Annotated in this window: 28 protein-coding genes; 18 read left to right on the top strand and 10 right to left on the bottom strand. The window is 57.0% G+C overall.

Going from position 1 to position 24,308, the window contains the following annotated elements:
* Nucleotides 1-15 precede the first annotated feature (15 nt).
* On the top strand, nt 16-612 hold the full coding sequence (locus ACR0NE_RS00480; protein WP_170398828.1) for a LolA family protein: 597 nt from the start codon (nt 16-18) through the stop codon (nt 610-612).
* 15 nt (nt 613-627) lie between these two features.
* Here the strand turns inward: ACR0NE_RS00480 and ACR0NE_RS00475 are convergent, their stop codons facing one another.
* Both ACR0NE_RS00475 and ACR0NE_RS00470 read right to left on the bottom strand, forming a co-directional pair.
* A complete protein-coding gene (locus ACR0NE_RS00475; protein ID WP_170596806.1) occupies nt 628-1,209 on the bottom strand; it encodes a transglycosylase SLT domain-containing protein in 582 nt (193 codons plus the stop codon).
* A 60-nt stretch (nt 1,210-1,269) separates the two neighbouring features.
* Complete coding sequence (locus ACR0NE_RS00470) at nt 1,270-2,151, bottom strand: AEC family transporter (RefSeq protein ID WP_170596807.1); 882 nt, start codon at nt 2,149-2,151, stop codon at nt 1,270-1,272.
* Nucleotides 2,152-2,231: 80 nt separating this feature from the next.
* Here ACR0NE_RS00470 and hspQ point away from each other — a divergent pair, with 80 nt between their 5' ends.
* A complete protein-coding gene (gene hspQ, locus ACR0NE_RS00465; RefSeq protein ID WP_170398818.1) occupies nt 2,232-2,558 on the top strand; it encodes a heat shock protein HspQ in 327 nt (108 codons plus the stop codon).
* 24 nt (nt 2,559-2,582) lie between these two features.
* Here the strand turns inward: hspQ and ggt are convergent, their stop codons facing one another.
* The 3 genes from ggt to ACR0NE_RS00450 form a co-directional block, all read right to left on the bottom strand.
* On the bottom strand, nt 2,583-4,160 hold the full coding sequence (ggt, locus tag ACR0NE_RS00460; RefSeq protein ID WP_170596808.1) for a gamma-glutamyltransferase: 1,578 nt from the start codon (nt 4,158-4,160) through the stop codon (nt 2,583-2,585).
* A gap of 212 nt (nt 4,161-4,372) precedes the next feature.
* The gene (locus tag ACR0NE_RS00455; protein WP_480438887.1) at nt 4,373-4,789 is read right to left on the bottom strand and encodes an ATP-binding protein; all 417 of its coding nucleotides are present in this window, start codon (nt 4,787-4,789) and stop codon (nt 4,373-4,375) included.
* A gap of 55 nt (nt 4,790-4,844) precedes the next feature.
* On the bottom strand, nt 4,845-5,183 hold the full coding sequence (locus ACR0NE_RS00450) for an STAS domain-containing protein (protein WP_170596810.1): 339 nt from the start codon (nt 5,181-5,183) through the stop codon (nt 4,845-4,847).
* A 101-nt stretch (nt 5,184-5,284) separates the two neighbouring features.
* Here ACR0NE_RS00450 and ACR0NE_RS00445 point away from each other — a divergent pair, with 101 nt between their 5' ends.
* On the top strand, nt 5,285-6,457 hold the full coding sequence (locus ACR0NE_RS00445) for an acetyl-CoA C-acyltransferase (protein ID WP_170596811.1): 1,173 nt from the start codon (nt 5,285-5,287) through the stop codon (nt 6,455-6,457).
* Between the two features lie 74 nt (nt 6,458-6,531).
* Nucleotides 6,532-6,984 (top strand): GAF domain-containing protein, encoded by a 453-nt coding sequence (locus ACR0NE_RS00440; protein ID WP_170425832.1) that lies wholly within the window; start codon nt 6,532-6,534, stop codon nt 6,982-6,984.
* A gap of 11 nt (nt 6,985-6,995) precedes the next feature.
* Here ACR0NE_RS00440 and ACR0NE_RS00435 read toward each other — a convergent pair whose 3' ends face one another.
* Complete coding sequence (locus ACR0NE_RS00435) at nt 6,996-7,280, bottom strand: DUF1294 domain-containing protein (RefSeq protein ID WP_170406651.1); 285 nt, start codon at nt 7,278-7,280, stop codon at nt 6,996-6,998.
* Nucleotides 7,281-7,397: 117 nt separating this feature from the next.
* On the opposite strand from ACR0NE_RS00435, the gene ACR0NE_RS00430 reads away from it, so the two are divergent.
* The 9 genes from ACR0NE_RS00430 (at nt 7,398) to rarD (ending at nt 18,114) form a co-directional block, all read left to right on the top strand.
* Nucleotides 7,398-7,967 (top strand): XRE family transcriptional regulator, encoded by a 570-nt coding sequence (locus tag ACR0NE_RS00430; protein WP_170398796.1) that lies wholly within the window; start codon nt 7,398-7,400, stop codon nt 7,965-7,967.
* Complete coding sequence (locus ACR0NE_RS00425) at nt 7,967-8,590, top strand: LysE family transporter (protein ID WP_170406646.1); 624 nt, start codon at nt 7,967-7,969, stop codon at nt 8,588-8,590. Before ACR0NE_RS00430 ends, ACR0NE_RS00425 begins: the two co-directional genes overlap by 1 nt.
* A 4-nt stretch (nt 8,591-8,594) precedes the next feature.
* Nucleotides 8,595-8,975, top strand: coding sequence for a GFA family protein (locus tag ACR0NE_RS00420; protein WP_170596812.1), 381 nt, complete (start codon nt 8,595-8,597; stop codon nt 8,973-8,975).
* A 15-nt stretch (nt 8,976-8,990) separates the two neighbouring features.
* The gene (locus tag ACR0NE_RS00415; protein WP_170596813.1) at nt 8,991-11,441 is read left to right on the top strand and encodes a GcvT family protein; all 2,451 of its coding nucleotides are present in this window, start codon (nt 8,991-8,993) and stop codon (nt 11,439-11,441) included.
* Between the two features lie 24 nt (nt 11,442-11,465).
* Nucleotides 11,466-12,512: an alcohol dehydrogenase family protein gene (locus ACR0NE_RS00410; protein ID WP_170596814.1), complete on the top strand. Its 1,047-nt coding sequence runs from the start codon at nt 11,466-11,468 to the stop codon at nt 12,510-12,512.
* Between the two features lie 11 nt (nt 12,513-12,523).
* Nucleotides 12,524-13,417, top strand: a complete 894-nt coding sequence (locus ACR0NE_RS00405; protein WP_170596815.1) for a homocysteine S-methyltransferase family protein — start codon at nt 12,524-12,526, stop codon at nt 13,415-13,417.
* Between the two features lie 9 nt (nt 13,418-13,426).
* A complete protein-coding gene (locus ACR0NE_RS00400; protein ID WP_170398776.1) occupies nt 13,427-14,407 on the top strand; it encodes a helix-turn-helix domain-containing protein in 981 nt (326 codons plus the stop codon).
* An 89-nt stretch (nt 14,408-14,496) separates the two neighbouring features.
* Entirely contained in the window at nt 14,497-16,950 is a 2,454-nt protein-coding gene (locus ACR0NE_RS00395; protein WP_170596816.1) for a GcvT family protein, read from the top strand.
* Between the two features lie 258 nt (nt 16,951-17,208).
* Entirely contained in the window at nt 17,209-18,114 is a 906-nt protein-coding gene (gene rarD, locus ACR0NE_RS00390; protein WP_170596817.1) for an EamA family transporter RarD, read from the top strand.
* Here the strand turns inward: rarD and ACR0NE_RS00385 are convergent.
* Both ACR0NE_RS00385 and ACR0NE_RS00380 read right to left on the bottom strand, forming a co-directional pair.
* Nucleotides 18,111-18,770, bottom strand: coding sequence for an SGNH/GDSL hydrolase family protein (locus ACR0NE_RS00385; RefSeq protein WP_170596818.1), 660 nt, complete (start codon nt 18,768-18,770; stop codon nt 18,111-18,113). The two genes, rarD and ACR0NE_RS00385, sit on opposite strands and share 4 nt — an antisense overlap.
* Before the next feature lie 47 nt (nt 18,771-18,817).
* On the bottom strand, nt 18,818-19,228 hold the full coding sequence (locus ACR0NE_RS00380) for a nuclear transport factor 2 family protein (RefSeq protein WP_170398766.1): 411 nt from the start codon (nt 19,226-19,228) through the stop codon (nt 18,818-18,820).
* Nucleotides 19,229-19,325: 97 nt separating this feature from the next.
* Here ACR0NE_RS00380 and ACR0NE_RS00375 point away from each other — a divergent pair, with 97 nt between their 5' ends.
* Nucleotides 19,326-19,973 (top strand): RluA family pseudouridine synthase, encoded by a 648-nt coding sequence (locus tag ACR0NE_RS00375; protein ID WP_170596819.1) that lies wholly within the window; start codon nt 19,326-19,328, stop codon nt 19,971-19,973.
* 2 nt (nt 19,974-19,975) lie between these two features.
* On the opposite strand, the gene ACR0NE_RS00370 is transcribed toward ACR0NE_RS00375, so the two are convergent.
* Entirely contained in the window at nt 19,976-20,167 is a 192-nt protein-coding gene (locus tag ACR0NE_RS00370; RefSeq protein ID WP_170398761.1) for a hypothetical protein, read from the bottom strand.
* Nucleotides 20,168-20,271: 104 nt separating this feature from the next.
* Between ACR0NE_RS00370 and ACR0NE_RS00365 the strand changes: the two genes are divergently transcribed.
* The 4 genes from ACR0NE_RS00365 to ACR0NE_RS00350 all read left to right on the top strand — a co-directional run bounded on the left by ACR0NE_RS00365 (nt 20,272) and on the right by ACR0NE_RS00350 (nt 23,251).
* Nucleotides 20,272-20,964 (top strand): helix-turn-helix transcriptional regulator, encoded by a 693-nt coding sequence (locus ACR0NE_RS00365; protein ID WP_170406614.1) that lies wholly within the window; start codon nt 20,272-20,274, stop codon nt 20,962-20,964.
* A 118-nt stretch (nt 20,965-21,082) separates the two neighbouring features.
* On the top strand, nt 21,083-21,754 hold the full coding sequence (locus ACR0NE_RS00360) for a YiaD family glycine zipper/OmpA-like lipoprotein (RefSeq protein WP_170398755.1): 672 nt from the start codon (nt 21,083-21,085) through the stop codon (nt 21,752-21,754).
* A 96-nt stretch (nt 21,755-21,850) separates the two neighbouring features.
* Entirely contained in the window at nt 21,851-22,393 is a 543-nt protein-coding gene (locus tag ACR0NE_RS00355) for an NAD(P)H-dependent oxidoreductase (protein ID WP_170596820.1), read from the top strand.
* Nucleotides 22,394-22,438: 45 nt separating this feature from the next.
* On the top strand, nt 22,439-23,251 hold the full coding sequence (locus tag ACR0NE_RS00350) for an HTD2 family dehydratase (RefSeq protein WP_170596821.1): 813 nt from the start codon (nt 22,439-22,441) through the stop codon (nt 23,249-23,251).
* On the opposite strand, the gene ACR0NE_RS00345 is transcribed toward ACR0NE_RS00350, so the two are convergent.
* The gene (locus tag ACR0NE_RS00345) at nt 23,243-24,277 is read right to left on the bottom strand and encodes an NAD(P)/FAD-dependent oxidoreductase (RefSeq protein ID WP_170596822.1); all 1,035 of its coding nucleotides are present in this window, start codon (nt 24,275-24,277) and stop codon (nt 23,243-23,245) included. The genes ACR0NE_RS00350 and ACR0NE_RS00345 overlap by 9 nt on opposite strands.
* Nucleotides 24,278-24,308 lie beyond the last annotated feature (31 nt).

The following is a 24,308-nucleotide window of genomic DNA, read 5'->3' as shown; positions in this document are numbered from 1 at the left end:
GCCTATCTGGGTCCTATGAAACAGATTGCTTTTGCCCTTGCTCTGACACTGGCTGCGCCCGCCGCGTGGGCGGCTGAAAAGCTGCCACTGTCGCAAATCTCTAACTACCTGAACCAGATGAAGACGGTTCAGACCACATTCACGCAGGTGAATGATGACGGATCGCTTAGCACCGGTAAGCTGTGGCTCGAGCGGCCCGGAAAAATGCGGTTCGAATATGATCCGCCCAACAGCGCGGTAGTTTTGGCGCGGTCAGGGACGGTGCAGATCTTTGACCCCAAATCCAATCAGCCGCCCGAACAGTACCCGCTGAAACGCACACCGCTGTCACTGGTGTTGGCGCGGAATGTCAATCTGGGGCAAGCCAATATGGTTGTTGGGCACGATTTTGACGGTACCGCCACGGTTGTGACGGCTCAGGACCCCAAGAATCCGGAAAGCGGGCGGATCGAGTTAATGTTCACATCCAATCCGGTTGAGCTGCGCAAATGGGTGATCCACGATAACGCTGGAAGTCAAACGACCGTACTGCTGGGGCCGTTGACTGAAGGCGGAAATCTCGATTCCAGCGTGTTTTCAAGCAAAACCCGTATCAGGTCAGACGATCGCTGACCTGACAGGGTTTGTTTAGTAACGGCAGTTCGCCAGCTGCGCCTGATACAGTTGCGCTCGGGCGTCTACATCATTCGCAACGTTCAACAGCCAAGATTTGCCGTTGTAGCTGCCGCGCGCGTAGCCGGTTTGCCCTTCGTGATAGGCCAGGTATTGGTTACGCGCGTCGGTGGGATGAATCCCGTTCCGCTCATAGCTTTTGTTCATGTACCAGCCAATGAAATCTGACGCATCACGGATGCGATCCCGCTTGGCGCGGCGTTTGCCGGTTTCGCGCTGATACTGCTCCCACGTGCCATCAAGTGCCTGACCATAGCCGTAAGCACTGCTTTGGCGACCCATCGGGATGACGCCCAGCACGTATTTGTGCGGTGTGCGCGCATCTGCGCGATAACGGCTTTCTTGGTAAATCGTGGCCATCTGAACGTGAACGGGGACACCCCATTTGCGCTCGGTGCTTTTGAAAGCCTTGATATAATCGGGTTTTTCGCGCGCAATGCTGCACGCGTCATTCAGTCTGCTCGGTGGCTGTTTGGACCCGCCACCACAGGATGCCAAAAGCAGCACCCCGAAGAGTACGAAAAGAATTCTGCTCATGTGCCTCGTGCCTTTTTTCTTTATTCTAGCGCAGATTGAGCTCTGAGGAAATCACAATCGTTACAGAATAATAGCGAGAATTATAGGCAGTGCGGCAACCGATAGCACGGTCGAGACCATGACCATGCCTGCAACCGCATCTGAATCCGCCTCAAACCGCTCTGCCAGCAGGTATGAGGTGACAGCGACTGGGGTACACATCTGCAAAACTAAAACTCCGAAAGCCACAGGGCCCAGTTCAAAACTGATGGCAAGAACCCAGCCCAACCCGAAGCACACCGCGAGTTTCAGCAAGGACAACCATATAGCCTGTTGCAGCTTCTGTGTTGTCAGGCGTGCAATCGCGACCCCAAGGGTGATCAGCATCATAGGCACCGCCATCTGGCCCAACAGTTCCAGTGTGTTGGTTAGAAACAGTGGCGTCTGCCATCCACGCCACAGAAACAATGCCCCCAGCAGCGTGGCCCAGACCATCGGCTCGCGCAGAACCTTGCCAAAGGCGCCGCGCCCCGCGACCAGATAGATACCGTAGGTAAAAGAAAACAGAGCGGTAACGGCCAAAAAGATCACCGCGAAACCCAATCCAGCCTGCCCAAAGGCAAAGATGCACAAAGGCAGGCCCAGATTCCCAGTGTTACCGAAGATAAGAGGTGACAGATAGGTCCGCTGCTCAAGCCCTGAGGCACGTACAAAGACCCAGAAAACCACCGCCAAAGCAACATGTGATGCAATCGCAGCGAGCGTGAAAACGGTCAATTCATCGCCAGGAATGTCGGTTTGCATCAAAGCTACGAAGATCAGGCTGGGCACTGCAAGCGTCACCGCAAACCGCGTGACAAATTGCAGCCGATACTCGAACCCGAGCTTGACCCACGCAAACCCGATCCCGGCCAGAAGGAACACTGGGGCAACGATTTCGAACACTGTTAGGAGTAGGTTCACAGACTGTTTCCCCGAATTTCAGCTCATTGGTTGGCTTTTCTGCCCGAAAAGATGTACTAAATGCTTTGGGGGCCGAAACAATGCTAAAGACACAAGCCAAGTACCGCCTGGGACAGGTGGTTCGACACCGTAGACACCCTTTTCGAGGGGTTATTTTTGATGTCGATCCGGAATTCTCGAACTCGGAGGAATGGTATCAGGCCATTCCCGAAGATAGTCGCCCGCTGAAGGACCAGCCGTTCTATCATTTGCTGGCTGAGAATGATCAATCCTTCTATGTCGCTTATGTTTCAGAACAAAATCTGGTTGAGGATCAATCGGGTGAGCCGGTAGACCATCCCGATATCCCCAACATGTTCGGCCCGTTTCAGGATGGATCTTATCCGCTGCACTTTCAGTTGAACTGAATATGTCCGTCATAATGGCGTGTGTCAGTAGCCTAATGCGCAACCATCTTTACGGGGATCGCTAGCACCTTCCAGAACTCCGTTTGAACAGATTCGAATGGCTTGCGCACCACCCAGAGACGTTTCCGGTATTTGGACAGTGTGCCCCATATCGGATAATTGTTGCAGAACGGCATCGGAATAGCCTCGCTCAATTTTCAGAACACCCCCATCTGCAAATGCCCGAGGCGCATCGATGGCTTCCTGCAGCTCTATGTCGAAATCCGTGAGATTTGACACTAGCCGAGCGTGTCCGGTTGGTTGATAGGCACCTCCCATGACACCAAAGGGCATCGCGATGCGGCCTTGGGCGCGCAACATTCCCGGTATGATTGTGTGCATTGGTCGCTTTCCACCGGCAAGCTCATTTGGATGACCGGGTTCGAGGTTGAAACCAGCACCCCGATTCTGCAGCAAAATGCCGAACTTTTCCGAAGCGATGCCCGACCCGAACCCGTGGTAGATCGAATAAATAAGTGAAACGGCCATGCGATCCCGGTCAACCACGGTGATATAGACGGTGTCTTTGTGAACAGATTCGGTCAAGGGAGCGGCGGCAGCCATGGCGCGTTTCGGATTGATCAGCGCGGCAAGTTGGGCGGCTGTCTCAGGTGCAAGAAAATGAGCCATCCGCGTGCTGTGGTCGGGATCGGCGATGAAACGATTGCGTGCGTCGTAGGCCAGTTTGCTAGCCTCGGCTTCGATATGTATGCGTTCAGCCCCCCAAGGGTCCATTGCGGCCAGATCGAAGTGCTTCAAGATATTCAGCAACAGGATTGCCGTCGCGCCCTGACCATTCGGTGGGTGCTCGACCAGTTCGACACCGCCATAATCTCCGCTGACGGGCACAGTTTCATCGCTTTGCACGGCCGCGAAATCCTGCGCAGTCTGTACTCCACCCAGATCGGACAGGGCCGCAAGCATGTCATCGGCAATCTCACCAGAATAAAATGCCTTTTGACCGTGTTGGGCCACGCGCCGAAGAACTTCTGCCTGACCGGGTGCGCGAAAAACCTGCCCGGTTTGCAGGGGTTTGCCGTCAATCAGGTAATGATCACGGGCCGCGCCTTGCAGGGTGGATGCGCTGTTCATCCAATCAAAGGCAACGCGAGGAGCCACCGGAACACCTGACTCGGCATAATGGATTGCGGGTTGCAGGATTGCTTCCAGGCCCAGCCGACCTTCGGTTTTTGCTAGACGGCAGAATGCCTCAACCGCTCCGGGAATTGTCACGGCATCCGGGCTGGTCTCGGGAACCGAATTTGAACCGCGATCCCGCAATGCCTGTGCATCCGCTGCTGCCGCGGCTCGACCCGAACCGTTTAGTGCGCGAACAGTCTGCTCGCCTGCGCGATTGTACAGAACAAAGCAATCTCCACCCAAGCCGGTCATTTGCGGCTCGCAAATTCCCAGAAGCACTGCGCCTGCAATGGCTGCGTCCATGGCATTGCCGCCCTGCTGCAGAATATCCAGCGCGATTTTGGCGGCCAACGGATGGGACGTTGCGCACATCCCTTCGGTTGCCAAAACTTCAGAACGGCCTGTCTTGTGAAAATCGCGCATGGGTCTTTCCTTCTGCAAACACGCAGACACTAAGCCGCAGCTGGGAATTGTCCAATGCTATCAGAGGAAGGAGGTCCTCGGCGCCGCTCACTGGGTGGGGGCTGTGACGCTAGGCGCCGAGGGAAGCTATCTGAGCTACCCCTTACTTATGACCTTTGTTTGCGGCGCGACAATGGTTCGATCTAGGCCTTATTGTGGCCATTTGATGCCTGCTAGGACATCTCGTCAAAGTCGAACCGCAAGCAGAGCAGGTTCCCGCCGCTTTTGCGTTCATATTGTATGTCGCTGGCAAGTTGATGAATCAGGTGCCAGCCAAAGCCGCCCTCGGGCAGGTCCTGCAAAGCAGTGTCGACAGATGGTGGAGTGCCGCTCGGTATCCGCAATTTAGGCATCGGGTCGCCGGTATCGGTGATCTGAATCACCAGCTTCTTTGCACATAATGAGCAATCGATTTGAACGTCAGCGGCGGCCACCCCGGCATAGGCATGTTCGACCACGTTGTTGATCGCTTCCGTCAGCGCGATTCTTACGTCATCTGCTTTGCTTTCCGGCAATCCCTGCGCCGCAAGCCGTGCGCTTAACGCCGCGATCCCTGCGCTGGCCTGCACTTGTGTCGCGGGAAAGCTCACCTCCAGGCAGTTTTGTTTGCAATTCGAGCACACGCTGTTCCACCTCTGCCGATCGTCAGTCTGTACCAGCGCCGATCGCCTCATCCAGCGATTTGAACAGTCTGAACACGGTGTCCATGCGGGTCAGGCGGAACACTTTTTCAACGATCGGGCGCAAGCCGGCCAGATCCAATCTGCGCCCTTTTTCCAATTGTTTCATCGAGGCGACAATGGCGCCCAGACCGCTGGAGTCGATGAATTCGACAGAAGACAAATCCAACACCACCCGTTTGGCATGGGTTTGGGTTTCCGCGCGCATATCTTCCTTGAATTGAATCGCCATCGCGGCATCAATTCGATCACAATGAACGGATATTATCTGTGTCTCGCCGGTGATCTCGCTGCTGAGCCCCATGTTCGTCCGCCTTTGGCAATGCAAAATGATGGTAGAAATACGCTAGACGGTAATTCTTACCATTCGGTATCCATAGGCTGGAAAGTTCAAGGAGATTTCGGATGAACGAGGTTGTGATAGCAGGTGCCGCGCGTACACCAATGGGCGGCTTTCAGGGCATGTTTGACGGCGTCGCCGCTGCTGATCTGGGCGGTGCTGCTATCCGCGCAGCGCTGGAGGGTGCTGGCATTCGGACCGTGGATGAGGTGCTGATGGGCTGCGTCCTGCCTGCCGGCCAGGGACAGGCCCCGGCGCGTCAGGCTGGGTTTGCCGCCGGTCTGGGAGAAGATGTACCTGCCACAACGCTCAACAAAATGTGCGGTTCAGGCATGAAGGCCGCAATGATCGCGTTTGATCAGATCGCTTTGGGCCATACTCAAACCATGGTCGCTGGCGGGATGGAGAGCATGACCAACGCGCCTTATCTGCTGCCCAAGATGCGCGGTGGCGCTCGGATCGGACATGGGCAGGTCGTCGATCACATGTTTCTGGACGGGCTCGAAGACGCCTATGACAAAGGTCGGCTTATGGGCACGTTTGCCGAGGACTGTGCCGAATCCTATCAGTTCACGCGCGAGGCGCAGGACGAATACGCCCTGCGATCGCTTTCGAACGCGCTGTCCGCGCAGGAAAATAATGCGTTCGACCAGGAAATTACACAGGTCAAGATTCAGACTCGTAAAGGCGAGGTTGTGCTGGACGCGGATGAGCAACCAAAATCGGCGCGGCCCGAGAAGATACCCACGCTGAAACCAGCCTTTCGCAAGGATGGAACGGTAACGGCGGCCAATTCTTCTTCGATCTCGGATGGCGCAGCCGCCCTTGTGCTTGCCTCGGCAGAGGCGGCAGAACAGCAGGGCCTGACCGTGCGCGCACGAATTCTTGGCCACGCCAGTCACGCGCAGGCACCGAGGCTGTTCACAACTGCTCCGGTTCCGGCAGCGCAGAAATTGTTGGACCGTATCGGTTGGAAAAAAGAGGATGTCGATTTGTGGGAGGTTAACGAAGCCTTCGCCGTGGTACCGATGGCCTTCATGCACGAAATGGGCTTGTCCCGTGAGATCGTGAATGTGAATGGCGGCGCATGTGCGCTTGGCCACCCGATAGGTGCCTCGGGGGCTCGGATTATGGTCACGCTGCTCAATGCGCTGGAAAAGCGAAATCTCAAGCGCGGTGTCGCTGCAATCTGCATTGGCGGCGGAGAAGGGACGGCCATCGCAATAGAACGCGTTTGACGCTTTGTCTTTTTGCAAATACTCGGGGAATTGGCGGCAGCGCCCGCAGTTCCCCGGATGCAAGGTCTACCAACATGAAAGCCGACTACGACACACTCGCCAAAACCATAGCCGCCTTGACCGACGGTGAAACCGACGAGGTTGCATTGATGGCTACGGTGGCATGCGAAGTGCATCACTCGGACGACCGATTCGACTGGACGGGATTTTACCGCGTAACTGAGCCCGAAGTGCTAAAGATCGGGCCTTATCAGGGGGGGCATGGCTGCCTGGTAATCCCTTTTGAACGCGGTGTGTGTGGTGCGGCTGCCCGTACAGGGCAAGTGCAATTGGTTTCGGATGTAGATGCTTTCCCCGGCCATATCGCTTGTGCGTCATCCACTCGGTCCGAGTTGGTTCTACCAGTGCGGGATGCGAATGGTAACGTGATCGCTGTCTTTGATATCGACAGCGACCAGCCCGACGCGTTTACCAAAGATGATGCGACCGCACTTGGTGCTATTCTAACGGATGTATTTGCGCGTTAGAGGGTTCCGAGCTATCGCAAAAATGCGCCAAGATCTCGGGACATAATCAGATAGCAAAGCCCGGCCTGAAACGCTGTGATCGTGTATAGCCAAGCCGAGAAACCGCGCTTGCGGGTCTTGTGCCCGAAGATCCAGCGCCCCAGTAGCGCGGCCAAGCTGCCACCTAGTGCCGCCAACCATAACAAGCGCCGCTCGGGGATGCGTCGCCTTCTACGGCGCGCGCGCAGCTTATCCCAGCCAAACGCCATCAAAGTCAGGGCATTAATGGCCCAAAGATAGATTACGGCAATCCACATGGACCGTGCATAGCCAACTAAATTTGCAGACCCAAGTGAAAAAATGCTTGGAAATTTCACCGATTCGAGGCACCGTGAAAAAGTAACAGAAAATTTCACGCAGACTCGGAGCGCAACTTGAATTCGCAAGCCCCTCATAGCGCATCCCTCGGTGCCGATCTGCGCGCACTGCGCAAGGCGCGTGGGCTGACTCTGACTGAGCTCGCCAACCGATTGGATCGGTCCGTTGGCTGGCTCAGCCAGGTCGAGCGTGACATGTCCGAGCCGTCGATTTCGGATCTACGCCAGATTGCCGAATGTCTGGGTGTGCCGATGTCGATGCTGTTTGCCCATTCCGCTGCGCCGGCGGATGAGCAAGGGTATATTGTGCGGGCAGGGTCCCGTCGCCCGATGGGCTCTGGTGAAGAAGGGTTGATCGAAGAACTGCTTTCGCCTGACCTGACCGATGATTTCGAGATGGTGCATTCGACCTTTGAGCCGCATTCGCAGATGCAGACCCCGGCAAACCGGCCGACGCAGGAAGTCGGCTATATGGTTTCAGGCCGTCTGGAACTGACGATCGGCTCGCGCAGCTTTCAGGTCGGCCCCGGCGATAGCTTCCGGATCAAGCACGAGCCCTACACTTGGTCCAACCCCTTTGATGAGCCCGCTGTGGCCATCTGGGTTATCGCCCCACCGGTGTACTGATGAGTTTCGAGGCCTGGACCATATTCGCCCTGTTCTGGGTGGTGTTCGTTACCACCCCGGGGCCTAATGCGGTCAATTGCATCTCAAATGGGATGAGCCTGCCGTTCTCCAAGGCTATGTTGGGTGTCTTGGCTATTTTGACTCAGGCGAGTGTGTTCCTGATCCTCTCGGCTGTGGGAATCACAGCGTTGATTGCCGCGTCGCCAACAGGTTTCTTTGTCGCCAAGCTGATCGGGGCCGGGTTTCTGATCTGGATGGGCATTCGCGGTTGGATGAACGCAGCGAAACCCGCTCCGGCGTCAGAGCGTCCGGCGCGACATGTTTACTTTCACGCGTTGGCTGTTGCCACGATCAACCCCAAAAGCGTCGCCGGATACCTTGCGGCGTTTTCGCAATTTGTGCAGCCGAATGTACCCATCTGGCAGCAGATGGCGGTGATCATGCCGACGGCACTGGTCATCACGACGCTCAGCTATACCGGGTTCACCTCGCTGGGGGCGCTGATGGGCAAGGCTGCGTTGGGGGCGGTGTTCAATATCTGGGTACGCCGCGTGATGGCGACCTGTTTCATCATTTATGGCGTTTTGCTGGGTGCCAGTTCGACGCCGACAGCGAGGGGATAAAGACATGCATACCGGTTCCTGCCTGTGCGGCGCGGTCGCTTTTATTGTTGACGGAGACCTCACGCCACCAAATGCCTGCCATTGCGGGCAGTGTCGCAAACAGTCGGGTCACCTGTGGGCCTCGACCGTTACGCAACAGGACAATCTCAGCTTTACCACCAGCGAAACGCTGGGCTGGTATCGCGCCTCTGACATTGCCAAGCGCGGATTTTGCCGCGCTTGTGGCTCGTTCCTCTTCTGGCAGCACAATGACGAGGACACGATCGCAATTTCCGTGGGCTCATTGGATGAGCCGACCGGGTTGAAACTCGCCCAGCACATCTTCGTTGCGGACAAGGGCGATTACTATGACATCAAAGACGACCTGCCCCAGCGGGCACACTAATAGGGAACCAAACACATGAGTGATTTTCCAACCAAGGCCCGTGTGGTCATCATCGGCGGCGGCGTTGTGGGCTGTTCATCGCTGTATCATCTGGCCAAGAAGGGCTGGACGGATTGTGTTCTGCTGGAAAAGAACGAACTGACCGCAGGCTCGACATGGCACGCGGCGGGTAACGTTCCGACGTTTTCGACTTCGTGGGCGATCATGAACATGCAGCGCTATTCGACCGAACTGTATTCGCGCCTCGCGGACGAGGTCGACTATCCGATGAACTACCACGTTTCCGGGTCAATTCGTCTGGCGCACAGCAAGGAGCGGATGCAGGAATTCGAACGGGCCATGTCCATGGGCCGATATCAAGGCATCCCGATGGAGATGTGGACTCCGGAAGAGGCCAAGGAACGCTATCCTTTCCTGGAGACCCATGATCTTGAAGGCGTTCTGTATGACCCGACCGATGGTGACATTGACCCGGCGCAGCTGACTCAGGCTCTGGCCAAGGGAGCGCGGGATATGGGGCAAAAGATTATCCGGTTCTGCCCGGCAACCGGTGTGACACAGCAGGACGACGGCACATGGACCGTGCATACCGAAAAGGGTGATATTGCCTGCGATTATGTGGTGAACGCCGCCGGTTACTATGCGCAGCGCGTAGGGGAATGGTTCAAACCCTTTGGCGGCCGAACCGTCCCGGCCATGGTCATGAGCCATCAGTATCTGCTGACTGACGAAGTTCCCGAAATCGAAGCGTGGTCGAAAGAAAATGGTGGCAAGAAGCTGCCGCTGCTGCGCGATGTCGATATCTCGTACTACCTGCGGCAGGAGAAGAACGGCTTCAACCTCGGCCCTTATGAGCCCAATTGCAAGGGCCACTGGATGACCGAGGATGACCCGATGCCCGAGGATTTCAGCTTCCAACTGTGGAACGATGATCTGGACCGGATCGAGGATATCGTCACCGATGCGATGGAACGGGTTCCGCTGATGGCAACCTCGGGCGTTGGTCGCGTCATCAATGGCCCGATCCCCTATGCGCCAGATGGTCTGCCGTTGATTGGCCCGATGCCGGGTGTGACAAACGCGTTCGAGGCTCATACCTTTACTTTCGGTATCGCCCAAGGTGGTGGTGCAGGCAAAGTTCTGGCCGAATGGATCGTCGATGGTCACACCGAATGGGATATGTGGGCCGTCGATCCGCGTCGTTACACTGACTACACCGATCAGGACTACTGCAATCAGAAAGGGATGGAAGTCTACGGCAACGAATACGCCATGCATTTCCCACATCACGAATGGCCTGCCGCACGCGACAAGAAGGTCTCGCCTGTGCACGCCAAGGTCAAGGAATTGGGCGGTGTCATGGGCGCGTACAACGGCTGGGAACGCGCAAACTGGTTTGCGCAAACCGGCGATGACACGTCACTGGTAGCCACCCATACCTGGGGACGTTCGGGCCCTTGGGAGCAACGGGTCAAAGAAGAATGCGAAGCCGTGCGCGATCACTGCGGGGTGCTGGATCTGCCGGGCTTCTCGCGGTTCTGGATACAAGGCGAGGGGGCGGATGACTGGCTGCGTGGCTTCTGTACCGGAGGTATCCCTAAAGCAGGGCGCATGAATCTGATCTATGTCTCGGATGAAAGAGGGCGCATTCTGACCGAGCTGTCCTGTATCCGTCTGGCTGAGAACAATTTCGTCCTAATCACTGCTGCCACGGCACAGTGGCACGATGGTGATTTGATCCGCAATTCGGTGCCCGAAGGTGTGACCGTTCGGGAAACCACAACCGAGCGCGACACACTGATCGTGACCGGACCCATGACGCGGAATGTATTGTCTGGCATCACCGATGCAGATTTGCAGCAAGGGTGGCTGACCCACCAATTCGCCAAAGTGGCCGGGCAGGATGCCTTCCTGATCCGTGTATCTTTCGCGGGTGAGTTGGGTTGGGAAATCCATGCTGAAAATGATGCGATGCCCGCCATCTACGAAGCTGTGCTGGCCGCTGGAGCGAAACCCTTTGGCATGTATGCATTGAATTCGCTGCGGATCGAGAAAGGCTATCGCGCGTGGAAAGGCGACCTAAGCACGGATTACTCTCTGCTGGAAGGTGGTTTGGGGCGCTTTGTCAAGCTCGATAAACCGCAGGATTTTGTTGGCAAAGCAGCCATTCAGAACGAAAAACAGCAAGGCGTTAAAAAGTCCTTTGTCACTCTGATCGTGGACGCAGGTGAGGTCGATGCGCCTTACATGTCCTGCATCTGGAGCGGTGATGAGATCGTGGGTGAAACCACATCGGGTGCGTGGGGGTATCGCATTGGTGCCTCGGTCGCGCTGGGCATGGTGCGCGCAGACCAGGCTGTCCCGGGAACTGAGCTAGAGGTTGAAATCTACGGTCAGAAATGTCGTGCTGTTGTTCAGGAGGATCAGCCGCTCTGGGATCCTGCAAATGAACGGTTGAGGGCCTGACCCCTACGACAGAAAGGCGCTGATATGACCCGGCAGATGGAAGGCGTATATCTGACTGGCCATGGAGGTCCTGAGGTGTTGGAATGGCGGGAAAGCGTCCCCGTTCCGACCCCCGGTCCAGGGCAGGTTCTGGTGCGCGTCGCCGCTGCCGGGGTGAACAACACCGACATCAACACGCGGATCGGCTGGTACTCGCCGGATGTTACAGAAGCGACGGATGCGGTAGATCAGCAGGTTGAGGCCGGCGGGTGGGGAGGTGCGCTGCACTTTCCCCGCATCCAAGGCGGTGATCTGTGTGGGATTGTTGAAGAGGCTGGACCGGGGGCAGCGTTCAAGCCCGACCAACGCGTGACCTGTCCTATCAACTTGCCACGCCCGGGGCCGGGTAGACCGCATGGTTTTATCGCGCTTGGTTCAGAAATCGACGGAGCGTTTGCCCAATACTGTCTGGTCGATAGCAATGATCTCTATGATGTGACCGCCTCGCCCCTATCAGACGTGGAAATCGCCGCTATTCCCTGCGCGTTTGGGACCGCAGAAAACCTGCTGACTCGCGCTGGTGTGTCGGCAGGCCACACAGTGCTGATCACAGGGGCTTCAGGCGGTGTGGGCCTCGCCGCGGTCCAGCTCGCGGCGCTACGAGGAGCGACGGTCTGGGGGGTGACAAGTGCTGCCAAGGCGGATGTGGTCAAAGCGCAGGGGGCGTCGGCAACCTTTGACCGGGATGCGCAACTGCCGAAGGATTTGTTCGATGTCGTCATCGATGTGGTGGGCGGCTCGGCTTGGCCCGATCTCATACTGGCGCTGAAACCCGGCGGGCACTATGCGGTGTCAGGTGCAATCGCTGGCCCCATCGTCAGCGCCGATTTGCGAGACATCTATCTGCGCGACATCACAATCCATGGCTGCACCCATCAGCCTCCCGAAGTCTTTGGCCGACTTGTTGTGCTGATGAATGCAGGTCAGATCAGGCCTTTGATCTCAAAAACCTACCCGTTGCGTGACATTGTTCAGGCGCAAGAGGATTTTATGTCCAAGACCTTGCCCGGGAAACTGGTATTAATACCGTGAAAGGGGGGTAGATGGCTGACATTACGCTTTTAGATGGCTCGATCGGGCAGGAACTGGTGAAACGCAGCGGTGACCAGCCCACGCCTTTGTGGTCAACGCGGGTGATGATCGACAAACCTGACTTGCTGACCGAAGTTCACGCGGCCTATTTCCGCAGTGGCGCGACGATTGCCACCACCAATACCTATGCCATTCACCGCTCGCGGTTGGTGCGTGAGGGGATCGAAGACCAGATGCCACTTCTGATCGAGGTTGCTCTTTCGCGGGCCGAGCAGGCTTGCGAGGGAACTGACGGTCGTATCGCTGGTGCGCTTGGTCCGCTTTTGGCCAGCTACCGGCCCGATCTGAACCCCGACCCAGACGATGCGGCTGAAAAATTTGCCGAGCTGGCTCAACTGATGGCAGACCGGGTTGATCTGTTCCTGATCGAAACCGTGTCCTCGGTTCTGGAAGCCGAAGGTGCGCTTCGCGGTACCGAGAATTGCGGCAAACCCGTCTGGCTGGCAATGTCGGTTATGGATGATGACGGCACGCGATTGCGGTCAGGCGAAGCGCTGGAGGACATCGCCCCGCTTGTTGCGCGTTACGCCCCCGAGGCCGTTTTGATCAACTGCGCGCGCCCGGAAGCGATTCCGGCTGCACTGGAGATCATCGCAAAGCTGGGTCGCCCGTTCGGCGCTTATGCCAATGGCTTTACTGGTATCAAAGACGGTTTTTTGAAGGATGCCCCGACGGTTGACTCTCTGGAAAGCCGTCATGACCTAGACCCTGACGCCTATGCGCAGCATGCCATGGGCTGGGTGGCACAGGGCGCGACGATTGTTGGCGGTTGCTGCGAAGTTGGGCCAGATCACATCGAAACCCTTGCCGACAGTTTACGCGCGGCTGGGCACACAATTGTTTGAGTGTGCCTCATGTCGATCCGCAACAAACCTGAACGGCGAAAAGAACGGGATCAGCAGCATTTCGATATTCTGGTTGCACCCGGTTTCGTGTTGCTTGAATTGGCCTCGTTGGTCGATGTGTTGCGCCTGGCCAACCGGGTATGCGCGCATCCTCCGTTCACATTCACATACCGGTCCCGAAAGGGGGGACCTGTTGAAAGCAGCAGTTGCGCGACGGTGTCGACCGAAACCATACCTGCGCAGCCCGATGCGGATTATCTGTTTGTGATCGGAAACTCGGATCCGGATCAGCCAGAGCTTTCTTTAGGTCGCGTCGTGCCCGACTATACGTACCGGGGAGCCCAGGTCTTTTTGCTGGCCGAAGCGGCAAGCAGGTACATCGACGAAAACGGCGCTGATCATATGGCAACCCATTGGGAAAACGCCTCTTTCTTACGCGAACGTGGCGCGCGGTTTGAGGCCAAGCTTTCAATTGCGACCGAACAGGGTTCGGTGGTCACCTGCGCGGGAATGGAGGCAACGACGGATGTGGCACTGGCGGTGATTGGGCGGCACATTTCGGGTGCCGCCAAGATGACAGTTGCGGACATCATGCTGCACGAGAACATCCGCGATTTCTCATCCATGCAGCCGTTTTCGGGCGCTAGGAATACAGCCACGGGTGATGCAAAGCTGGATCAGTGTATCAAGCTGATGCAGGCAAATATTGAAGAACCGCTACCGATCAATCAGATCGTTGACATGTTACACGTGTCGAACAGATCGCTTGAGCGCAAGTTCAAGGCAACTTTCGCAACCACTCCAAACGGATTCTACCGAGAAATGCGCTTGGCCAAAGCCAACAACCTGCTTTTGAACACAACGATGAGCGTGCGGGAAATCGGCTTGGTGTGCGGCTTTCCAAACGGATTCTCATCCGTTTACAAAAGCGTCTTTGGCGTCACTCCGTTTGTTCTGAGACGTCAAAAAAGACGTGCAGAATATAGGTGATTTTCGCGATTGAGATGACGTTTTTGATGCTTTTTTTGTCGATCCTTCATGGCATTTTGCAAAAAACCTGAGACAGCGGAGACATCAGGATGGTTGATCTTCCCACCAAGGCCCGTGTGGTCATCATCGGCGGCGGCGTCATCGGATGCTCGGTCGCGTATCACCTTACCAAGAAAGGGTGGACCGATGTTGTGTTGCTTGAGCGCAAGCAACTGACCAGCGGCACCACATGGCATGCTGCAGGTCTGATTGCGCAACTGCGCGCGACCGCAAACATGACCAAGCTGGCCAAGTACAGTCAGGAACTCTATGGCGCACTTGAGGAAGAAACTGGCGTTGCCACAGGGTTCAAGCGTTGCGGATCGATCACGGTGGCGCTGACTGAAGAGCGGAAGGAAGAGATCTATCGTCAGGCCGCCATGGCACGTGCTTTCGGGGTTGAGGTCGAAGAGATCGGCAATGATCGTGTGCAAGAGCTGTATCCCCATCTGAACCTCGAAGGGGTCAAAGGCGCGGTCTACCTGCCGCTCGATGGGCAGGGTGATCCGGCAAACATTGCACTGGCTTTGGCCAAAGGTGCGCGCCAACGCGGTGGCATCGTCAAGGAACGTGTGAAAGTTACCGATGTCGTCAAGCAGGGCCGTCAGGTCACCGGCGTGGATTGGGTTGCAGATGATGGCAGTGCCTCGGGCCATATCGAATGCGACATGGTGGTGAACTGTGCGGGCATGTGGGGCCACGAGGTTGGTAAGATGGCAGGAGTGAACGTGCCGCTTCACGCCTGCGAACATTTCTATATCGTGACCGAAGGGATCGACGGGCTGACCCAACTGCCGGTGCTGCGCGTACCGGATGAATGTGCCTACTACAAAGAGGATGCCGGAAAAATCCTGCTGGGCGCGTTTGAGCCAAATGCAAAACCCTGGGCGATGAACGGCATCCCCGACAGTTTCGAATTCGACCAGTTGCCAGAGGATTTCGATCACTTTGAACCAATACTCGAAGCGGCCTGCAATCGGATGCCGATGTTGGCCGAGGCGGGGATTCACACCTTCTTTAACGGCCCCGAATCCTTTACGCCGGATGATGCCTATCACTTGGGACTCGCCCCCGAGGTGGATAACGTTTGGGTCGCTGCAGGGTTCAATTCGATTGGTATTCAGTCGGCGGGTGGTGCCGGTATGGCACTGGCCGAGTGGATGGACTCGGGCGAGAAACCGTTCGATCTGGGCGATGTTGACATCAGTCGCATGCAGCCGTTTCAGGGCAACAAGCAGTACCTCTTTGAACGTTCGAAAGAGACGCTCGGCCTGCTTTATGCCGACCACTATCCCTATCGCCAAAAGGCCACCGCGCGCGGTGTGCGCCGGACACCGTTTCACCACCACCTGATCGAGCAGGGTGCCGTGATGGGCGAATTGGCTGGGTGGGAGCGCGCCAATTGGTTTGCCAACGAAGGGCAGGAACGGGAGTATCAATACAGCTGGAAACGGCAGAACTGGTTCGAGAATTCGGCTGCCGAACACCGTGCCGTGCGCGAAAATGTAGGCATGTATGACATGTCGTCCTTCGGCAAAATCCGCGTCGAAGGGCCGGATGCCGAGAAATTCATGAACTATATCGGCGGCGGCGATTATTCAGTGCCCAATGGCAAGATCGTCTACACCCAATTTCTGAACCGTAGCGGTGGGATCGAAGCAGATGTCACGGTCACACGGTTGACTGAGACCGCCTACCTGGTCGTCACCCCCGCGGCGACCCGGTTGGCGGATCAGACCTGGATGATGCGTCATGCAGGCGGCTTCAGTGTTGTTATCACCGATGTCACCGCTGGCGAGGGCGTTTTGGCCGTCATGGGGCCGAATGCGCGTGCATTGCTTGAAAAGGTTTCGCCCGCTGATTTCTCGAACAGGACTAACCCCTTTGGCACAGCACAACAGATTGAGATCGGTATGGGTCTCGCTCGCGCCCACAGGGTGACCTATGTGGGTGAGCTAGGGTGGGAGATCTATGTGTCGTCCGACATGGCAGGTCATGTTTTTGAGGCGCTGCACGAAGCCGGACAAGATATGGGCCTGAAACTCTGCGGCATGCACATGATGGACAGTTGCCGGATCGAGAAGGGTTTTCGCCATTTCGGTCATGACATCACCTGCGAGGATCACGTGGTCGACGCGGGATTGGGATTTGCCGTCAAAGTGGACAAAGGCAGCGATTTCATCGGTCGCGAGGCGGTGATGGCCCGAAAGGAAAGCGGGCCCAAGAACCGGCTTGTCCAGTTTAGACTGACTGATCCCGAACCACTGTTGTTCCACAACGAACCAATCGTGCGCGATGGTGAATATGTAGGTTACCTTAGCTCGGGCAATTATGGTCACACGCTGGGTGGTGCCATTGGTCTGGGCTATGTGCCCTGCGAGGGCGAAAAGCCTGCAGACGTGCTGGCCTCGACCTATGAGATCGATGTCTGTGGTGTGAAAGTCCAGGCAGAGGCGTCGTTGAAACCGATGTATGATGCGAAATCCGAGCGGGTCAAAGTCTAGAAAATATCGACAGGGGTAGGCTCTGCCCCACCGTCCGTACCGGGCGACGCTCGCGAGAGTATTTGTGGCCAGATGAACAAGGGATCACCTGCTCATCTGGCCAACAATATCCATGAGCGTGAGACAGCGCTTCGCATGTAGGTTGGCTGCAGAACGCGCGACCTATCAGAAACTTTGATGCCCTGCTTCACAGTTTTGATAGTTCCCAAGCCCATCTGATTTGCCGTAGAGAAACACGGTATCAGTCGGAGACTCTCTGTGGCAGACACCCGCGTACCACCAAACAATACCGATACGCCCAAAGGGCTGGCGTTGGCTGTGATGGCCTATGTGCTTTGGGGCTTTCTGCCGCTTTACATGAAAGCGATGGAACATATTGGCCCGATCGAAGTTGTCGCGCATCGGGTGATCTGGTCGGTGCCGGTGGCCGGGCTGATGCTGATAGCGCTCGGGCGGACCGGCGAGCTGAAAACTGCACTTCGCAATCCCAAAATGTTGGGTATGGCGGCAATTACAGCGGCGCTGATCTCAGTCAACTGGGCGATTTATGTCTGGGCGATTTCATCGGGGCATGCGCTGGACGCGGCTTTGGGCTATTACATCAACCCTTTGTTCAGCATTGCGTTGGGTGCGATATTGCTGCGTGAACCTCTGAACCGAACACAGTTGGTTGCGGTCGGGTTGGCCGCTTTGGGGGTGTTGGTACTAGTGTTTCAGGCGGGAAGCTTACCCTGGGCGGCTTTGGGCTTAATGTTCAGCTGGGGGTTTTATGCGTTCTTCAAGCGCTCACTCCCAATTGGGCCCAACCAAGGGTTTTTGTTGGAAGTCCTGATTCTACTGATACCCGCCCTGGCCTACGTCACCTGGCTTGGAACAAGTGGTGCCGGGCATTTTGGAGCAGCCGTGTCAGACACTGCGCTGCTTGCGGGCGCGGGGCTGGTGACTGCAATTCCGTTGCTGCTTTATGCCAATGGGGCCAAACTGGTGCGTCTGTCGACGATGGGTATCCTGCAGTACATCGCGCCCACGATGATTTTTATCACCGCGATCACGTTGTTCGGAGAGCGTATTGATCAGGCAAGATTGATCGCGTTTCCCCTGATCTGGGCCGGGTTGATTGTGTATTCGATCCCGATGATCCGGCAAATACGGTCTCAGGCCTAGCGAATGAGCTGGGCAAGCTGCTCCGCCCAGATTGCATAGGTCTTGGGACTTGGATGATATCCGTCCGGCGCGGCGAGCGCCGGGCCATCGGGCAGGTTCAGCGCCAGATGTGAAACTTGCGGATATGCTGCAGCCACCTTCTGCAAGCCGTGATCCAGCCTTGCAGCCTGTTGCCCCAAAAACCAGGCGAGCGGCTGAGGCAGAGCGGGAAAACGCGCCATCTGAGGAACCGCAGACACGATCACCTGCCGGGCTTTCATCGGCCCGGTCAGAAGGTCCAATAGGCGTGCTTGGTGGTCCTCAAAGCTTTGTCTGCTTACCGCTCGGGTCACGTCGTTCACACCCAGCGCCGTTATGGCTACATCAAACTGTTCGGAAAGCCCTTGCAGCTGCTCAATTGTGTTTTGAGTGGTATGCCCGGTGGCCGCCTCAAGCCGCCATTCCACGGTATAACGCTTTGCCAATTGGCCGACCAGTTGCCCGGATAGCGCCTGGCCTTGTGTGCCCGCCCCAACGCCAGCGGCCGAGCTGTCCCCGGTGATCAACAAGCGCAGTTTGGGCCCACGCCCTGCACGCCCTTGGCGGGGACCAGTCGGTTCTGGCAGAAATTGCGCATTGCGTCTTACCGCGATCCCCTGAATGGCCAGAATAGGCAAAAGCGGAATTCTGAGAATTTGATCGGCGGCAACAGGCAAAGGAACCGTTAGCTCAGCGCATCTTTGAACTTTAGAAAGCGCGCATCTTTCATGACTCGTGCCATCATGGCTTCGCGCAAGGCTCCGACGGTCTTGTAAGGACGCATGACGACCTCAAATTCCTGAATAAGTCCGTCTGCGTTCAGCGTGATCAAGTCTACACCCACGGCGTCCAAGGCACCGACTTTGCATTGAAACTCCAATGCCCAATCGTCGCCGTCGCCCATGATCCGACGATACTGAAATTCGGAAAACACCTGACCCACATGACCCAGAACCGCTGCAACAGGTTCACGCCCGGTCCAGGTGCTGTAGTAAGTGGGTGGTGAAAACCGCACATCTTCGGCCAGCAACTCTTGGATCAGGCCTTCATCGCCTTTGGCCACCACTTCTTGCATTCGTTTGATCGTCGGGTGCATACCGTCTTCCCTCTTGTTGACCAAAGAGTTGCTGAACCTTTTCACTCACGCAAGGACGACGTTGCGGGAGGGGGCCGCCTGAGATAGGCAAGCGCGCATGAGCGAAACCTATGATCCCCCAAACTCCCCTCTGGATGTGCTGTTTGAAGACACGCAATTGATCGTGGTGAACAAGCCGGCGGGTTTGTTATCGGTGCCGGGGCGGGGCGCGCATCTTGCTGATTGTCTGCTAACCCGCGTGCAAGTTGCGTTTCCACAAGCGTTGCTGGTGCATCGGTTGGATCGGGATACATCCGGTGTAATGGTGTTTGCACAGACGCCGCATGCCCAGCGGCATCTGGGGCTACAGTTCGAAAATCGCCAGACCCGCAAAACTTATGTCGCGCGCGTATGGGGGCGGGTAGAACCAAAAACGGGAACGGTTGACCTGCCGCTGATCGTCGATTGGCCCAATCGCCCCCGTCAGATGGTTTGTCACGACACCGGCAAGCCTGCTGTTACGGATTGGCGCGTGGTTAAATACGAGGGCGAGACAACGCGTGTTCGCCTGTCTCCCAAGACCGGACGATCGCACCAGTTGCGGGTTCATATGCGGGCGCTGGGGCATCCTATCTTGGGTGATCCGTTTTATGCCGATGGCGCGGCGCGCGACTTCCCGCGGTTGATGCTTCATTCGGAAGAACTGCGCCTCAAAAATCCCGAAGGCGGGGTGTCGATGAAATTTCGCGCGCCAGCCGAGTTCTGATTCTAAGCGTTACTGGTCCAAAGCATCTTCAGGTTTCCCAGCGAAAACCGCCTGGTGCGTTTGACCGGGCGTATAACTTGGCGTTCCCGTGCGGCGGCAATTTCACGTTCGATTTCGAATCCGCGCAAAACGTGATCTTGGGACCAGCGATCCAGTTTCAAGGTCATCATGACGTGATTGTCGAGGTAGGGCATGGTCACTCTCCTGAGTTGCAATTGCCCAATCTTCGCCCAACACTCCTGACACCACCTTGTCAGGGGGGTGTGCTAAGTTGTCAGCAGATCTTTAGGAGACCCGGATGCGCCGATCGACACGTCTGTTCGAAATCATTCAGATCTTGCGTGCTGCTGAAGCGCCCGTGACGGCCGATGCGTTGGCCGCCAAGCTCGAGGTTTCGGTGCGCACCGTCTACCGCGATATTGCCGCGTTGCAGGCCCAGCGTACGCCAATCGAAGGCGAAGCGGGTGTTGGCTACTTGATGCGGCGCGGCTATGATCTGCCGCCATTGAATTTCGATGCGGAAGAGGTTGAGGCCCTCTGGGTGGGCCTGTCGATGCTGGCCCGCACGGGTGACAGCACCTTGCAACAGGCCGCTGACCGAGTTTGTCGGAAGATCGAGGCCCTGCGCGCGCCAGCCGACTGGCTACAGGTTGCGCCCTGGGGTGCACCGATGGATGATCCGGAAAAGGGATGTGTGCCCGTCGTGAACTATCGCGAAGCGATCCGGGCTGAACGTAAAATTCGCATCACCTACGTGAATTCGGAAGATGAGCGTACCGAGCGCACGATACGGCCCGTCGCCCTGATCTACCATATTGAATGCACCATGCTGGCCGCGTGGTGCGAGCTGCGAAACGGGTTTCGCCATTTCCGCACAGATCGGATCTGGGCATGCGAACTGACCGAGGATCATTTCTGCGGGCAAGGGGAACCTCTGCGCGCGATCTGGCAGGAGCAGAACAGCTGGGATAGCTCCAAAGGGGTCGCCTGAATGGCAGGTATTCGCCGATTTCACTCAATTGTTGCTTGAGGCTCTTTGTTCTCACTGTGTTATACTAAGCGGAACGAAACAAACCCGGTGAACGGGTACGTGAGCAGAAGGTGATTCAATGACGATTTCCAAATGTGTACTGACGGTTGGACTGTGTTCAGCCCTGTTTTTGGGGGCGTGTACCGACCCGGGCACTCTCAGCGTGCAGAACGATCCCAACCAGAATGCCAAGCAAGGCGCGTTGCTGGGTGGTCTGATCGGCGCTGGTGTGGGCGCAATTGCCAATGACTCTGATCCACTGTTGGGGGCGTTGGCCGGTGGTGCCATCGGTGCCGCAGGCGGTGGCGTGATCGGCAACCAACTTGACCGGCAGGCTGCAGAGCTGCGGCAGCAGTTGGCAAATGACGGCATCACGATCGTCAACGCGGGTGATCGCCTGATCGTCACGGTTCCGAATGACATCACCTTTGACACCGACAGTTCCACCGTGCGCCCGGCCTTGCGTGCCGATTTGGTGAAGGTGGGGCAGAATTTGGTTAACTACCCGAATTCGAATGTCCAGATTATCGGTCATACTGACAGTGACGGAGAGGCGTCCTACAACCTCGGACTGTCTGAACGCCGCGCCAATGCGGTGGCTGATATTCTGCAGGCCAATGGTGTCAGCTACGCCCGTATCACTACTGTCGGGCAAGGTGAAAACAACCCGATCGCATCGAACCTGACACCCGAGGGAAAAGCCCAGAACCGGCGGGTCGAGATTGTGGTGGTTCCCAGCGACAACACCTGATCACGCGTCTCGCGCACAATGACTGCGCGTCATCGGGCCTTTGGTTCGATGGTGTCTCGGGATAACTAAGGGGAAACACCAAAGCGGAGTTTCCCCATGTCCCAACCGATCCTTCTTGGCCTTTCCGGCTCGCTACGGCAGGATGCGACCAACCGTAAATTGCTGCGCGAAGCTGCACGCCTGTTCGAACCCGGCACGTTCATTGAAGCTGATCTCAATCTGCCGCTTTATGACGGCGATCTCGAAGTTGGCGAAGGCATACCTGAAGCCGTGCAGGTTTTGGCCGATCAGATTGCCCAAGCCCACGCGGTGATCATATCAACCCCGGAATACAACAAAGGGCCTTCGGGTGTTCTAAAAAACGCGCTGGACTGGGTCAGCCGGACGAAGGGCAAGCCTTGGATAGATAAACCGCTCGCCGTCATGTCTGCGGCTGCGGGCCGGGCCGGGGGGGAGCGGGCGCAAATGATCTTGCGGTCCTTCATGGTCCCCTTTCAGCCACGCATTCTGCAAGGTCCCGAGCTTCACTTGGCGGACAGTTCGAATGAATTTGATGCAGACGGGCGGCTGTCTAACGACCGCTACGAGCATACGCTGCATAACCTGATGCAGAAGCTGCGGGCAGAGGCCGGGTTTTAATCCCCTTTGCTTGCCGGTCTGTACCGCAACTTCTAGGTTATGCTGATGAAGGATCAAGACCAGATCGAGACTCAGGCCGATGTCATAGATCCTGCCCGAGCGGCTGCACTGCAGGTAGCATTGGGGCAGGAACCGACGATTGAGGCAGGCTCAGTACTACCTCCCTTCTTTCATCAGCTCTATTTCTGGTCGCCGCATGTGCCGAGCGATCTGGGGCGTGATGGACATCCTCGGGTAGGCCAAGGTCTGATCCCCGATATGGGACTACCAAGGCGCATGTGGGCAGGTGGGCGACTGCAGTTTCATCAGCCCTTTGTGGCAGGGGTCGCAGCCGAGCGTCGGACGGTCAGAGAAAGCGCCGTGGCAAAGACAGGACGTAGCGGACCGTTGGCATTTGTCACACTGCGTCACGAGATTTGGCAAAAGGGCGCGCTGAGCGTGACCGAATGGCAGGATCTGGTTTATCGTGAAGATCCCTCATCAGACGCACCGGCTCCAAAAGTTCCGATGGCTCGAACGGATGAGTTGGATCACCGCATTGTTGAATTTGATACAACCCTGTTGTTCCGCTATTCGGCGCTGACGTTCAACGGTCACCGGATCCATTACGATCTTGACTATGCACGCGACGTGGAAGGCTATGCCGGGCTGGTTGTCCATGGGCCTCTGCTGGCCCAATTCCTCATGTTGTTCGCAACCGATCTGATGGGGCCTCTGGCGGAGTTTACGTTTCGCGCATCGTCGCCGCTGATGCATTTCGAAACGGCGACCCTGTGTCGGAACGGTCAGGAGTTTTGGGTGCGTGGACCCGGAGGCCGACAATGCATGTCAGCCAAGGCAATACCGCAATCAGAGTGAAGCTTCGGGCAGAAAATCCTGCGGGATTCTATCGCGCCCTTCCAGCATCAAGTCGGCTATGACCTCGGCCATCTTCGGTGCCATACCAAAACCGATCTTGAATCCCCCATTGGCGATAAACTGCCCTTTGTGCAGGGGATGCGCGCCCAGCATCGGCGCGCGGCTTTTGCTGCGGGGGCGGACACCGGCCCAGCGTTCGATTACTTCCGCCCCGTGCAGGACCGGCACGGCACGCATGGCGCGGTCCAGTACATCGTCCAGAGCGGCATCTGTGCTGGTCGGATCGTCGTATTCGCGTTCTGATGTCGAGCCAATGGCCAACGTTCCATCGGCATGAGGCACGATATGAACAGCATCGGCAAACAACTGTGGTACGTCGCCCGCATCAAATCGCAGCAACGCCGCCTGTCCTTTCACGCCGTTACCGATTGTCTTGCCAAACGCCTTGCTGAGCTCTTGCAGACCCGCAAGTCCAGTGGCGTGTACGACTTGTCCCTTGTCGGGCGCTTCGGCGGTAACTTCTACTCCCATTACGGCAAGCGCGGCCACCAGCGCTGCGCAGGCACGCCTTGGGTGCATGCGCGCGCTTAGCGTATCGTGGACGACATATCCCGTCGGGCTGGGTGGGCACCAGGCACCAATCTGATCTATAAACCGGACGCGCCAATTAGCCTGACCCTGCCAGAGTGTTGCAGCTGTTTGTTCACGCGCTTGGGCCAGCTCCAAACCGCGTGCGTCTGGTATGGGTTGCAGACGCCCAAGACGTGCGTAGCCGGGCGACACACCACCGGTGGCCTCGACCTGTTTCCAGAACGGTTCAGCCATGATTAAACTTTCAAACTGGAACGCCTTTTTGGTGTTCCAGTTTTCGGGCACATGTGGGGCCAGCGCGCCAACAAGCCCTCCACTGGACCCCGCGCCCGGACCAAATGGGTCGACGATCTGAACCTTCGCGCCGCGCCGTGCGCAGGTCCAGGCGATGGAGAGGCCAAATATTCCTGCGCCCCGCACCGTCACATCGACCATTGCCAATCCCCTTTTCGTTGTTCAGTGTCGC

It is taken from the genome of Ruegeria sp. C9 (assembly GCF_056537585.1).
Note: the sequence above shows the minus strand (reverse complement) of the source record. Positions and strands in the feature narration are given on the sequence as shown.

Bases quoted from the DNA above. Each gene is read 5' to 3' on its own strand.
- ACR0NE_RS00480 (WP_170398828.1), top strand. From the start codon at position 16: ATGAAACAGATTGCTTTTGCCCTTGCTCTGACACTGGCTGCGCCCGCC.
- ACR0NE_RS00475 (WP_170596806.1), bottom strand. From the start codon at position 1,209: ATGAGCAGAATTCTTTTCGTACTCTTCGGGGTGCTGCTTTTGGCATCC.
- hspQ (WP_170398818.1), top strand. From the start codon at position 2,232: ATGCTAAAGACACAAGCCAAGTACCGCCTGGGACAGGTGGTTCGACAC.
- ggt (WP_170596808.1), bottom strand. From the start codon at position 4,160: ATGCGCGATTTTCACAAGACAGGCCGTTCTGAAGTTTTGGCAACCGAA.
- ACR0NE_RS00450 (WP_170596810.1), bottom strand. From the start codon at position 5,183: ATGGGGCTCAGCAGCGAGATCACCGGCGAGACACAGATAATATCCGTT.
- ACR0NE_RS00445 (WP_170596811.1), top strand. From the start codon at position 5,285: ATGAACGAGGTTGTGATAGCAGGTGCCGCGCGTACACCAATGGGCGGC.
- ACR0NE_RS00440 (WP_170425832.1), top strand. From the start codon at position 6,532: ATGAAAGCCGACTACGACACACTCGCCAAAACCATAGCCGCCTTGACC.
- ACR0NE_RS00435 (WP_170406651.1), bottom strand. From the start codon at position 7,280: ATGTGGATTGCCGTAATCTATCTTTGGGCCATTAATGCCCTGACTTTG.
- ACR0NE_RS00425 (WP_170406646.1), top strand. From the start codon at position 7,967: ATGAGTTTCGAGGCCTGGACCATATTCGCCCTGTTCTGGGTGGTGTTC.
- ACR0NE_RS00420 (WP_170596812.1), top strand. From the start codon at position 8,595: ATGCATACCGGTTCCTGCCTGTGCGGCGCGGTCGCTTTTATTGTTGAC.
- ACR0NE_RS00415 (WP_170596813.1), top strand. From the start codon at position 8,991: ATGAGTGATTTTCCAACCAAGGCCCGTGTGGTCATCATCGGCGGCGGC.
- ACR0NE_RS00410 (WP_170596814.1), top strand. From the start codon at position 11,466: ATGACCCGGCAGATGGAAGGCGTATATCTGACTGGCCATGGAGGTCCT.
- ACR0NE_RS00405 (WP_170596815.1), top strand. From the start codon at position 12,524: ATGGCTGACATTACGCTTTTAGATGGCTCGATCGGGCAGGAACTGGTG.
- ACR0NE_RS00400 (WP_170398776.1), top strand. From the start codon at position 13,427: ATGTCGATCCGCAACAAACCTGAACGGCGAAAAGAACGGGATCAGCAG.
- ACR0NE_RS00395 (WP_170596816.1), top strand. From the start codon at position 14,497: ATGGTTGATCTTCCCACCAAGGCCCGTGTGGTCATCATCGGCGGCGGC.
- ACR0NE_RS00380 (WP_170398766.1), bottom strand. From the start codon at position 19,228: ATGCACCCGACGATCAAACGAATGCAAGAAGTGGTGGCCAAAGGCGAT.
- ACR0NE_RS00375 (WP_170596819.1), top strand. From the start codon at position 19,326: ATGAGCGAAACCTATGATCCCCCAAACTCCCCTCTGGATGTGCTGTTT.
- ACR0NE_RS00370 (WP_170398761.1), bottom strand. From the start codon at position 20,167: ATGCCCTACCTCGACAATCACGTCATGATGACCTTGAAACTGGATCGC.
- ACR0NE_RS00365 (WP_170406614.1), top strand. From the start codon at position 20,272: ATGCGCCGATCGACACGTCTGTTCGAAATCATTCAGATCTTGCGTGCT.
- ACR0NE_RS00360 (WP_170398755.1), top strand. From the start codon at position 21,083: ATGACGATTTCCAAATGTGTACTGACGGTTGGACTGTGTTCAGCCCTG.
- ACR0NE_RS00355 (WP_170596820.1), top strand. From the start codon at position 21,851: ATGTCCCAACCGATCCTTCTTGGCCTTTCCGGCTCGCTACGGCAGGAT.
- ACR0NE_RS00350 (WP_170596821.1), top strand. From the start codon at position 22,439: ATGAAGGATCAAGACCAGATCGAGACTCAGGCCGATGTCATAGATCCT.
- ACR0NE_RS00345 (WP_170596822.1), bottom strand. From the start codon at position 24,277: ATGGTCGATGTGACGGTGCGGGGCGCAGGAATATTTGGCCTCTCCATC.